Genomic DNA, 11976 nt, shown 5'->3' with positions numbered 1-11976 from the left:
TTACTCACCCGTCCGCCGCTAACCATCAGAGGAGCAAGCTCCTCATCAAGTCCGCTCGACTTGCATGTATTAGGCACGCCGCCAGCGTTCGTCCTGAGCCAGGATCAAACTCTCCAAGAAAGTTTGTGACTCATTTTGAATCTGACGAGATTTAAATCTCATTTGCGCTCCACAGTTCGGGGGACCGAACTGCTTTGCGTTTTGACTTCATTGCTGAAGTCTGTATCTCACTCGTTGTTCAGTTTTCAAAGATCAAGCAATCTCTCGACCATGTTGTGGCCGGATATTTAATATATCATATTTCACTTGCCATTACCACTTGTAAATAATACCATATGAACTAGTTCCTTAATTATTAATAACCAAGCAACCATTTAATCACCGGCTTTCATGCGGCCGGATTAATAATATATCACGCTGACTCTCTGATTACAACAGGTAAAGTATTCCAATTTACTTATTTTCGCTTATTAAGCTATTTCTAAATGGTCCCAATCTCAGATTATACTTTATCTCACACAGACGAAAGCACCGTGGTGCAATCCGAAAGTATCGCTTTTTTGGTACTGAGTATGGAAGCGAGCCGTGGATCGGGAAATCCACAATTCGGCGCCGCGTGATGCTCTAACGGTCTTTCTTGATCGTTTTGAGATCGTCATTCGAGTTTACAAGTAACGGCAGCATCCTTACGTCACTGACCATTGGTGATGAGCACAAACAACAAACTGGTTTATTTTCAAATGCAAAGTTATCCCGCATCCATCCCTTACATCTTTCTTTGGTGCACAACCAGATTTGAGTATTTTCAGTGGGGTGGTCCTCTGCATACTTCTTGTTGCGAAAGGTATTATACATTACATTCTTTACCTCCTTTGTATATTTCCTTAAAAAAAGAAACAAAGAAAAAAATAAAGCTGCTCCCTACATGTTAGGAGCAGCTTTGCTTTTAATTAATAAATTACTGTCACGTTCTCAGCCTGTGGTCCACGATTACCTTGAACCACATTGAACTGAACTCGTTGGCCTTCATCCAATGTTTTGAAGCCATCGCTCTGAATCGCACTGAAATGAACGAAAACATCGTTGCCGCCTTCGGCTTCAATAAATCCGAAGCCCTTTTCACTATTAAACCATTTTACTGTACCTGTTTGCATTTGTATTACCTCCACAAATAAATTTTAACATGATCATTTTCCATTTATACAAAAAAATTCACACATTGGAAAAAGCACCATCATAAAATGAGACTTTTTTCAATATGCGAATTAGTTTCAAATTATATATTTAATTTCATTATAACACAGCTGGATCCAAAAAGCCAATTGTCAAAGACCTCATGTTTAACAGTCCTGAACATAGCCTCCAAGCTGTCATTTCGTCCTTTGTTTCTGTAGATTACAGAAATCAATACTACAGGAAGAAGTTTAATAGATTGACTATAAATTGATCAATGCAGTGTCCGACCTATGATTGCGAACAGTTACCTTCGGTGCGGCATACGTTTCTCAAAAAAAGGGACATGGCCATGAAATACACGCCTGTCCCCTTTTGGAGTTTTTCTGGAATTTTAGGATAATCAATGTGCAATTATGTCAGCACGTTATCATTGGAGTTACAAGATATTGTAGTCTTCCTTACCCCAATATGCTCGCATGCTGGTAATTTTGCCGGATTCATCAAACGTCATGACATCGATGACATTGATATTGATCGGATTACCGTCCATGACACTTTCTACCACGAATGCCATCGCTGCCGAGTTGCTATGGGATCCGCGGATTGGGGTAACCAATTTAAGTTTGCTTCCCATGGGTATAACCTGCCGATAGAACGCGCCAATGGCCTCCTTGCCTTGTAACGTTGGGGAACCGACTGGGTCCTCGATCGTCGCATTGTCGGCATAGAGCGCAATGACTGCATCAGCATCTTCGGCATTAAATGCGTCAAGGTATTTTTGCATTACAGCTTTCATTTCGGATTGTGTTGGCATGTTATTCGTTCCCTTCTCAATTTTAATTTAGGTAAAACTGTCTGTTTCCCTTGATTGGATTTTCAGCACCAATTACCTATTGTGCTGAATAACCTCCATCAATCGGGAGTTCAATGCCTGTTACAAATTTAGATTCATCTGAAGCAAGATACAGGACACCTTCAGCAATGTCTTCCGGTTTCCCGAGGTATGGAAGAGGCGTAGCTGCCTTAAACCAGTTCAACATCTGCTTATTCGAAAAGAATGTCTCTGTCATCGGTGTTTCAATATAGCCCGGATGAACGGAGTTCACTCGGATATTTTGTTTGGCATAATCAACAGCTGCCGCCTTTGTGAAAAGTCGAATTGCTCCTTTTGAAGCTGTATAGGCACCGGCTCCACTGCCGCCAGTTAATCCAGCAATGGATGAAATGTTAACAATGGAACCACCCCCATTTTCCAGCATTACTGGAATCACATGTTTCATGCCAAGAAAAGTGCCTGTTAAGTTGATGTCCATCACTTTGTTCCATTGTTCAAGTGGTGTATCAATAAGCGGTATATTACTGGTAACACCCGCGTTGTTCACGAGAACGTCCACTTTACCAAATGCTTTAACCGTATCTTTTACCACTTGAATCCAGTTATCTTCGGATGCCACGTTATGGTAAAAGCCAATTGCATCCCCACCATTTTCCTTGATGATAGCTACGACTTGATTTACTTTGTCTTCCTGCACATCTGTTACGACTACTTTGGCTCCTTCTTTTGCGAAAAGAATCGCCTCAGCTTTTCCTTGCCCTCCGGCAGAACCCGTAATGATTGCAACTTTATTTTCTAGACGTCCCATGCTTGTCACTCCTCTGCTGTCATATTTTTTCCATTTAAATATAGCGTCGAGTAAATTCAAAAATCATAAGCCACTTTATAACTACGATGATTTATTTTCCTACCACCTCCTTTCATTTTAGTCAACGCTACGACAGCGGAAGGAATTTACCCACAATCTGCAACACGATAATACGGGACCGTATTATATAAGCAAAAAAATACGACTTCTATATTCTTAAGCAAAAGGCTGAAAATTGTAGGACTGAAATAAAGTTCGTAACCAGATAATACGGAACCGTACTATATAAGCAAAAAATACGACTTCTATGTTCTTAAGCAAAAATCAAGAAAAGTGTAGGACAGTGAAATGAAGTTCGTAACCTTATAATACGGGACCGAATTATTCATGAAAAAAATTAACCCTTCTGTCCCTCTAAGCTGCGCTTTAACTTCACTAATAGTTGAGCCAATAAATCCTGTTCCTCTTTTGTTACTTCACTGGTAATTTTGTCAGCAAGGGCGGCATAATAAGGCTGCAGTGTATTCATTAGATTCACTCCCGCCTCTGATAAAAAAATAAGGGTAATTCTGCGATCATCCCCTTCTCCTTTATAGATAAAGCCGTCACGTTCAAGACCATCCAGTACTCCGGTCATCGTTGATCTCGAAACACCGGAATTTTTCGCTAATTCAGATGGCATCATTGGCTTTTCTTGACTGAAAAGTGTCTGTAGTACTTTTACTTTCGCCACTGAAAGTCCAAATTTGGAAAGATGAACAGTTATTTCTTTAAATATTTCATGCGAACTCTCCATGAGAAAAATAAGAGTCGTTAACGATTGGGTATCTAATTGAGTATGTTGTTTCGACATTTTTTCTTGGTTAAAATTAATATTTTTCTCTTTATTTATATCGATATTGTCCACCATCTTATTTGTTTGTAACCTTATTATATATGACCGAATAATTTTCTTCAAATTGTCGCAAGAACCCCCTGAAGACAACGCCACATAAGGTCAAAGGAGATTTTCGTTACTGATTCTAGAATAATTTTTTCAATAATTACAATAATGAAGAAGGAGAATCAAAAAGAATGCATAGTAAAAGATTTAGGAAACCAAAACGTAGGAGGTAATCAGGATGGGTAGATTAATTCATTTCGAAATTCATGTAGATGACATGGAACGTGCTAAGAGATTTTATGGAGAGGTATTTGGATGGACATTTGAGGATTGGAGCGATTATGCTGGAATGCCCTATTTCGGAGCTGTGACAGGCGATGCGAATGAACTCGGAATCAACGGGGCATTGATGCAACGTCAAGGTGCTTCCCCAGAGCCTGGTCAGGCTATGAATGGTTATTCATGTACTATGGGAGTCGAAGACTACGATTCTACTGAAACAAAAATTATTAATCTTGGAGGCAAGCTCGCATTGCCAAAGTATGCACTGCCTGGAATGGCGTGGCAAGGGTATTACATTGACACAGAAGGAAATATTTTTGGTATACATCAGCCAGATAAGAATGCAAAATAGGATTTTTCTTCTTTACACAGAGAAAAACCCGACCTCGCGAGGTCGGGTTTTTCTAGATGGAGGCGAGGGGAGTCGAACCCCTGTCCGAAGACAACGCCACATAAGCTTCTACGGGTGTAGTGACAGTTTTGTTGTCACCCAATCAAGCTCCCCGTCACCGGATCTCAAAAGGGTCAGCCTGATTATCTTCTTCCGTCGACCCCAGGCGGAGACCGAAGCGGCGTATCCCACTACTTGTTAGCCCCTAGCCCAGTCACATGGGCGATGCTAGGTAGGAGCACGCTAACAGGTTATTAAGCTGCTAAAGCGTAGTTGTTTTGTTGTTTGCCGTTTAATAGGCTTTAGCGTTGATGAAGTGGACGCGTCCCCACTACCCGCAACCTATGCTCGAACTATCCCCGTCGAATCCAAGAACGCCCCCTTATTATAAGGGCTTCTTCGGATTAGATGAGCTGCTCAGCAGCATAAGAAGCAATCTATTCCGCATCCTTTCCCTCCATAAGAAAGGATGATCAGAAGCAAATTCATGACTCATGTAAAAGACCGAATGTTAACCTCGCCTCTTACATTACTTATTATATCACATCATCCGGCCAAAATGACACAGACGATGCAAGGAAACACAGGTGAAACTTGCTAAGTTTTCGCATAACAGCTTATTAACGCGCAATTTTCTGTTTCTCGCGCAGTGCGCGCTGGATATCACGCTGTGCATCGCGCTTCGCAGCGGATTCTCGCTTGTCATACTGCTTCTTACCGCGCCCGAGGCCCAGCAGCAGCTTGGCATAGCCGTTACGGATATAAATCTTCAGCGGAACAATTGAGAAACCTTCCTGCTTGGACTGTCCCAGCAGCTTATGAATCTGTTCCTTATGCATCAGCAGCTTGCGCGTCCGGGTAGGATCGCTCGGATTGCTCCGGTTGCCCTGCTCGAACGGGCTGATGTGCATGTTGTGAATATGAATTTCCCCATTACGGATCGTGGCAAATGCGTCGCCGATGTTCGCCTTCCCGTTTCGGATCGACTTGATCTCGGTCCCAGTCAGCACCATGCCCGCTTCGTACGTATCCTCGATGAAATAATCATGGGAAGCTTTCTTGTTCTGGGCCAGTACCTTCCCGTCACTCTTCTTACCACCCATGTCCTTCACTCCTCACCCATTACAAAATAGCATGACTTCCGGTCACCCGCATCACCATGACGCATCGTCCCAGAAGTCCATTGTATCAACTGATTCGGGCAAAATCAAGGCGGAGCCAAGCTCCGCCCTTTGCCAAAAAACAGCCGTTATTATCACTAAAATACTGCACAACGAAATGCAACCAGTACGACCGCATCTTCAGAAGCCGTCACTTTTTCTTCTTCCGCACAAAAGCTGCCGTACCGTTCTTACCCGCGCCTTTTTTCTTCTTACGCTTACGGGAGCCGCCTTCGCCATTGCTCGGTGTCATGCCTCCGGCTTCCTGCTCGCCACCGTGACGCTTCCGGCGTCCGCCTTCCGCAGGAGCTCCGCCTTCGCCCACGAAAATGCCGCTGCCGGACGTTTTCTTCTTCCGTCCGCTGCTGGCATTCTCGCCTAGTTCCGGCGAACTGTAGCCGCCCTTGCCGGAGCCAAAGCCGAACGTCATCGGCCGGTTGGCCTCGACGTTCCCATCCACGGCGGCCGGACCGCGTCCGCCGCCAGCACCCCGCTTGCCGCGTTTACCCGCCGCGGCTGCTCCCGCGCCGCCCGCAGCTTCGCCAGCTGCTGAGGTGCGCTCGCGCTTGCCTGGGCGGCCAGCCTTGCCGCCGCCATTGCCACCTGCTTTACCGCGACCACCGCCGCGCGCAAAGCCGCCCTTGTCGCCGCGCTCACCGCCGCGGCCTCCAAAACCACCGCCGCGATTCCGTTCGCGGCGCGGCTTCATATCCAGCAGTTCAAAGTCGATGGTGTGGTCGTCCATGTTCACGCGTGCCACACGGATTTTAATCTCATCGCCGATGCGGAACACCTTCGAGGTACGCTCGCCGATCAGCGACATCGACTTTTCATCGAAGTTATAGTAATCGTCCGTCATCGCCGCCAAACGGATCAGGCCCTCAACCGTATTCGGCAGCTCGATGAACATGCCGAAGTTCGTTACGCTGCTGATCATGCCGTCGAATTCCTCGCCAACCTTGTCCAGCATATATTCTGCTTTCTTCAGCTGATCGGTGTCGCGCTCCGCATCAACAGCCACGCGTTCACGCTCGGAGGAATGCTGCGCGATCTCCGGCATCCGTGATGCCAGGTATTCTTGCCGTTTCTCGGAGAGCACATTGTTGCTCTCAATGACCTCACGGATAACGCGGTGAATGACAAGGTCCGGATAACGGCGGATCGGTGACGTGAAGTGACTATAGAATTCCGCTGCCAGACCAAAGTGACCTGACATATCCGCATCGTATTTTGCCTGCTTCATAGAACGCAACATCATCGTGCTGATGACCGTTTGCTCTTTCGTATCCTTGATTTCCTCTAAGAGGTTCTGCAGCGCACGCGGATGAACCGAGTTGCCGCGGCCTTTGACATGGTAGCCAAAGTTCTCGGCAAAGGCCATAAAAGCCTGTAGCTTCTCCGGATCCGGATTTTCGTGAACCCGGTAAATAAACGGCACTTTAAGCCAGTGGAAATGCTCTGCCACCGTTTCATTAGCAGCAAGCATGAATTCCTCGATGATCTGCTCGGCAATCGAGCGCTCGCGCTTCACGATATCGACCGGCTTACCGTTTTCGTCCACAATAACCTTCGACTCAACAAAATCGAAATCGACTGCGCCGCGGTTCATCCGTTTGGAACGGAGTCTCAGCGCCAACTCCTTCATCAGACGGAAATCATCTACGAGATCCTTGTAGCGTTCCATTAGCTCCGGATCTTCATCCTCGAGGATTTTACGCACATTGTTATAAGTCATGCGTTCTTTCGTCTTAATGACGCTCGTGAATACGTCGTGCTTCACGACCTTCATGTGCTCATCGAATTCCATCTCGCAGGACAGCGTCAGACGGTCCACCTGCGGATTCAAGCTGCAGATCCCGTTCGAGAGTCGGTGCGGCAGCATCGGAATTACGCGATCCACGAGGTATACGCTGCAGCCGCGGTTATAAGCTTCCTTGTCGAGCTCAGAGTTCTCACGCACATAGTAGCCGACATCCGCAATATGAACGCCGAGACGGTAATGCCCGTTTTCCAAGCGCTCTACATTGACCGCATCGTCCAGGTCCTTGGCATCCTCGCCGTCGATGGTGACGATTTTTTTGCCGCGCAGATCGCGTCGTCCCTGCTTTACGATCTCTTCATCTGTGATCGAATCTGGTGCACTCTCCGCTTCCGCCATCACTTCCTCAGGGAAACCCTCAGGCAGCTGATGCTTGCGGATAATCGAAAGAATATCCACGCCCGGATCATCCTTGTGCCCCAGAACCTCGATGACTTCGCCTTCAGCCGCCGTGCGCCCTTCTGGATAGCTGACGATATGCACGACTACCTTGTCGCCGTCAACCGCGCCCGCCATTGACTCCTTCGGAATAAAAATATCGCGGACGATCCGCTTGTCATCAGGCAGCACAAAGCCGTATGCTTCAAGCCCCTGGAATACGCCCACCACCTGGCTGGTCGCGCGTGTGACGATCTTAACGACTTCGCCTTCCAGCTTGCCGCCGGCAGGACCACGGGTCGTAATGCGCACAAGCACCGTGTCGCCGTTCATGCCGCTCATCAGGTCATTCGCTCCGATGTACACATCGGGATGCTCCTTATCCTCAGGAATCAGGAACGCAAAACCCTTGGCATGCACCTGAAGCCGTCCGCGCAGTAAATCAAGGCGTTCAGGTAGACCATATCGGTCCGAACGCGTCATCATGATCTTGCCTTCTTGTTCAAGCATATTCAGGAGCTTCAGGAATTCCTTGAATTCCGCCGCATCTTCAATTCCAAAATGCTTCTCCAGCTCCTGATAAGTCATTGGTCTATAGTCCGGCGCCTGCATCAAATCCAGTATCGATTGTTCCGTTATCATGTTTATCCCCTCAGTTGACTCGCAGGTAGCAGAAAGCCTTCCGCAAGTATCTATGTAATGACTCGAAAGTGATTTTGCCGCTTTAGTATACACATACCCTAGTATACACGAATTTAATCGTTTGCATCCGTGCCTGACGCCCTACACTCCTTAAGACATCAGCAGCAAAACGATCGAAATATAAGAGAAAAATTGCGATCTACGTTCTTTCACTTAGGACAGACCGTATTTATGTAAAAGTTATTCTTGAGATTATATAACGCTTCAGCACATCTGGTAAATTATACATTCTGTAATCATTAAAAAACCCCCGCTCTTCTTCAAGGCAAGAGCGAAGGTTTTAAAGTGATCCAGCTATGTTATTTCGTAAAGACAGCCACTACAATGGACATAATAAAGAATCCGGCTGCGATAGCCACCGTTAAACGCTGCAGGAGCAGATCCATACCGCGTGCTTTCGTTTTTCCGAAAAGATGTTCTGCACCACCGGAGATGGCACCGGATAGACCTGCGCTTTTCCCTTTCTGCAAAAGAACAATTGCGATCAATGAAATCGCGAAAATCACAAGCAACACTCTCAAAAAGATTTCCATTCGTTCCACCTCCTAATAGCATAAACATCATTCTATGTTTGAATTTAACAAAATCCTTGTTCATGAATGCATAAGAAATCGTCCATAAAACAGCATTTTAATTGTACCATAGCCCATTTCCTAAAACAAGGACTTCCCTTCACCCTCAGGCTAAAAAAAGCCGCCCAGGCTACCCGCCCTGAAGTGACCCCCTAAAGTTAGACACGGTTATTTTATCAGGCAACTAGCTCAAAATGAGTTCGGTATTGTACCGGACTCATTTTGAATTTTGACTTCATCCGTTTCGTATTGTAGTATTCCATATATTTTTCAAGTTCTTGTTTAAAATGTTCTACACTTTCGAATTCCTTATAGTAAAAGAGCTCTGATTTCATAATCCCAAAGAAATTTTCCATCACGGAATTATCGTAACAGTTTCCTTTACGAGACATACTTTGTTTAATTCCTCTTTCTTGGAGGGTATGACAATATTGTTTCATCTGATAATGCCAACCTTGATCCGAATGCATCAGTAGTTTATGCTTTTCTGGCAAGTACTCTAGAGCTTTCTCTAACATCTCTGAAACGAGTGAATAGGTGGGTCTAGAGCCGATTGTATACGTAATAATTTCCCCGTTAAATAAATCTAATACTGGCGATAGATAAAGCTTCTCGTCAAATAATTTAAACTCCGTAATATCCGTTACCCACTTCTGATTTGGGGTATCCGCTGTAAATTGACGATCTAAATGGTTCGGCGCAATTTCACCTACAGTACCTTTGTAAGATTTATATTTTTTCATGCGAACCCTACATTTTAATCCAAGTTCTTTCATTAGACGTTGAACCTTTTTGTGATTCACCTTTTTTTCTCGATTTGCTAGCTCATCACGAATACGGCGGTAACCGTAACGACCTTCATGTTCCTCATAAATGGCCTTAATTTCAACTTTCAAATCACCATCTGGATCTGGACGATTCCTACGCTTCACCAGATCGTAGTATGTGCTACGTGGAATATTGGCGAGCTTCACGAGTTCATTCACCTGGTATTTATGCCTTAACTCATAGACTACTTGTTCTTTGTCTTGTTTGGTGATTTTTCCTTGTTTTGAACTAAGGCATTCAACTTTTTTAAATATTCATTTTCCATTTCTAGTTGTTTAATACGTGCTTCAAGTGCCTCGACTGATCCATCAGCTGGTGCTTGTTTTGATTGTTGAGTAGGTTTCTTTTTCATGAATGGACGCCCCTTTGGTCTCGGTTCAAGGGCTCCTACACCGCCAAGCTCCATCTTTTTCTGCCAATCATACACCATTGTATAACTAGAGATTTTAAAATGAGCTGCAGTATCCATTAATGACGCACCTGATTGAACCATGTAGTTTAGTACGTCTAGTTTAAATCCAATAGAATAGTCTGTATAGGTATTTTTAAGCCCTTCTTCTCCATGTAATTCATACAACTTCAACCAGTATTGAAATTGTGCTTTGTTAACACCTACTTGCTTTGCATAATCTGTTTGAGAAATCATTTTCGAGTCATAACCTAGAATAATCTTTGATTTTAAATCACTTGTATATTTAGCCATAATAAAAATGCACCTCCAACTGTTAGATTGTGTGTCTAACAATTGGGGTGCAGTTCGCCCGGACGGCTTTTCAAAATTACAGCCTAGCGGCTGTAATTATCTTTTCAGGTTGTAGAAGGATTTCAGGCCGTTGTATTGAGCCAGTTCAGCCAACTCGTCCTCGATGCGGAGCAATTGGTTGTACTTCGCAATACGGTCGGTACGGGAAGGCGCACCTGTTTTGATTTGACCTGCGTTTGTTGCAACAGCGATGTCAGCGATCGTGCTGTCTTCGGACTCACCGGAACGGTGGGAGATAACCGCAGTGTAACCAGCGCGTTTAGCCATTTCGATCGCGTCGAATGTTTCAGTCAGCGTACCGATTTGGTTTACTTTGATCAGGATCGAATTACCGATACCTTCTTCGATACCTTTGTTCAGGCGCTCAGTGTTTGTAACGAACAGGTCGTCACCAACGAGCTGGATTTTGCTGCCGAGTTTCTCGGTAAGAAGTTTCCAACCTTCCCAGTCGTCTTCGGAGCATCCGTCTTCGATGGTGATGATTGGGTATTTATCAACCCAAGATACGAGCAGGTCAACGAATTCAGCGGAAGTGAAGGATTTGCCTTCGCCTTCGAGATGGTATTTGCCATCTTTGAAGAATTCAGTAGAAGCAACGTCCATACCGAGGAATACGTCAACGCCTGGCTTGTAGCCTGCTTTTTCGATCGCTTCGATAATGGAGCTGAGCGCATCTTCGTTGGAAGTGAAGTTCGGTGCAAAACCGCCTTCGTCGCCAACAGCTGTGTTCAGGCCTTTGGATTTAAGTACGGATTTCAGGCTGTGGAAGATTTCAGCGCCTGTGCGAAGTGCTTCCTTGAAGGAAGGAGCGCCAACAGGCAGGATCATGAATTCTTGCACATCTACGTTATTGTCGGCATGAGCGCCGCCGTTAACGATGTTCATCATTGGTACTGGCAATTGTTTTGCGTTGAATCCGCCGAGGTATACATACAGCGGCAGGTCCAAAGCGTCAGCTGCTGCACGTGCAGTAGCCATGGAAACAGCCAGAATTGCGTTTGCGCCCAGTTTGCCTTTGTTAGGAGTTCCGTCCAGTTTGATCATCAATTTGTCGATGCCGAGCTGGTCCAGAGCGTCCATGCCGATCACTTCAGGAGCGATGATTTCGTTCACGTTTTTAACAGCGTTCAGAACGCCTTTACCGAGGTAACGGGATTTGTCGCCGTCGCGAAGCTCAACAGCTTCGTGAGCACCAGTGGATGCACCGGATGGAACGATTGCGCGGCCCATGGCGCCGGATTCGAGATAAACTTCAACTTCAACAGTTGGATTGCCGCGGGAGTCGAGGACTTCGCGAGCGTACACGTCAGAAATAATAGTCATTGTACTTGTTCTCCTTTGTCATTCATATTTAGTTCAGGTTAAAACACATCTATATC

Annotated in this window: 11 protein-coding genes, 1 rRNA gene and 1 other RNA gene; 1 reads left to right on the top strand and 12 read right to left on the bottom strand. The window is 45.5% G+C overall.

The window, feature by feature from the left end; translation table 11 throughout:
• The 6 genes from MUG84_RS26155 to MUG84_RS26130 all read right to left on the bottom strand — a co-directional run.
• Nucleotides 1–120, bottom strand: a 16S ribosomal RNA gene (locus tag MUG84_RS26155); the annotation flags it as partial.
• 504 nt (nt 121–624) lie between these two features.
• Nucleotides 625–855, bottom strand: a complete 231-nt coding sequence (locus MUG84_RS26150) for a cold-shock protein (protein ID WP_244731085.1) — start codon at nt 853–855, stop codon at nt 625–627.
• A 95-nt stretch (nt 856–950) separates the two neighbouring features.
• Nucleotides 951–1154 carry a cold-shock protein gene (locus MUG84_RS26145; protein ID WP_244731083.1) on the bottom strand — a complete coding sequence of 68 codons (204 nt, stop codon included), beginning with the start codon at nt 1152–1154 and terminating at the stop codon, nt 951–953.
• Between the two features lie 458 nt (nt 1155–1612).
• Nucleotides 1613–1990, bottom strand: a complete 378-nt coding sequence (locus MUG84_RS26140; RefSeq protein ID WP_244731081.1) for a steroid Delta-isomerase — start codon at nt 1988–1990, stop codon at nt 1613–1615.
• 76 nt (nt 1991–2066) lie between these two features.
• On the bottom strand, nt 2067–2819 hold the full coding sequence (locus tag MUG84_RS26135; protein WP_244731075.1) for an SDR family NAD(P)-dependent oxidoreductase: 753 nt from the start codon (nt 2817–2819) through the stop codon (nt 2067–2069).
• 397 nt (nt 2820–3216) lie between these two features.
• The gene (locus tag MUG84_RS26130; protein WP_244731073.1) at nt 3217–3777 is read right to left on the bottom strand and encodes a MarR family winged helix-turn-helix transcriptional regulator; all 561 of its coding nucleotides are present in this window, start codon (nt 3775–3777) and stop codon (nt 3217–3219) included.
• A gap of 163 nt (nt 3778–3940) precedes the next feature.
• Here MUG84_RS26130 and MUG84_RS26125 point away from each other — a divergent pair, with 163 nt between their 5' ends.
• Nucleotides 3941–4336 (top strand): VOC family protein, encoded by a 396-nt coding sequence (locus MUG84_RS26125; protein ID WP_244731071.1) that lies wholly within the window; start codon nt 3941–3943, stop codon nt 4334–4336.
• Nucleotides 4337–4390: 54 nt separating this feature from the next.
• Here the strand turns inward: MUG84_RS26125 and ssrA are convergent.
• The 6 genes from ssrA to eno all read right to left on the bottom strand — a co-directional run bounded on the left by ssrA (nt 4391) and on the right by eno (nt 11920).
• Nucleotides 4391–4757, bottom strand: a transfer-messenger RNA (tmRNA) gene (gene ssrA / locus MUG84_RS26120).
• 238 nt (nt 4758–4995) lie between these two features.
• A complete protein-coding gene (gene smpB, locus MUG84_RS26115) occupies nt 4996–5478 on the bottom strand; it encodes an SsrA-binding protein SmpB (protein ID WP_244731069.1) in 483 nt (160 codons plus the stop codon).
• Between the two features lie 208 nt (nt 5479–5686).
• On the bottom strand, nt 5687–8374 hold the full coding sequence (gene rnr / locus MUG84_RS26110) for a ribonuclease R (RefSeq protein WP_244731061.1): 2688 nt from the start codon (nt 8372–8374) through the stop codon (nt 5687–5689).
• A gap of 359 nt (nt 8375–8733) precedes the next feature.
• Complete coding sequence (secG, locus tag MUG84_RS26105; protein ID WP_244731059.1) at nt 8734–8967, bottom strand: preprotein translocase subunit SecG; 234 nt, start codon at nt 8965–8967, stop codon at nt 8734–8736.
• A 215-nt stretch (nt 8968–9182) separates the two neighbouring features.
• A protein-coding gene (locus MUG84_RS26100) for an IS3 family transposase (RefSeq protein WP_425313284.1) occupies nt 9183–10537 on the bottom strand; the annotation gives its coding sequence in 2 pieces (ribosomal slippage) (nt 9183–10069 and nt 10069–10537; 1356 coding nt in all).
• Nucleotides 10538–10633: 96 nt separating this feature from the next.
• Nucleotides 10634–11920, bottom strand: coding sequence for a phosphopyruvate hydratase (eno, locus tag MUG84_RS26095; RefSeq protein WP_244731054.1), 1287 nt, complete (start codon nt 11918–11920; stop codon nt 10634–10636).
• Nucleotides 11921–11976 lie beyond the last annotated feature (56 nt).

The sequence above is a fragment of the Paenibacillus mangrovi genome, from assembly GCF_022898935.1.
In the GTDB taxonomy this organism is placed as follows: Bacteria; Bacillota; Bacilli; order Paenibacillales; family Paenibacillaceae; genus Paenibacillus_AQ; species Paenibacillus_AQ mangrovi.
This window is presented reverse-complemented; position numbering and strand designations above follow the sequence as displayed.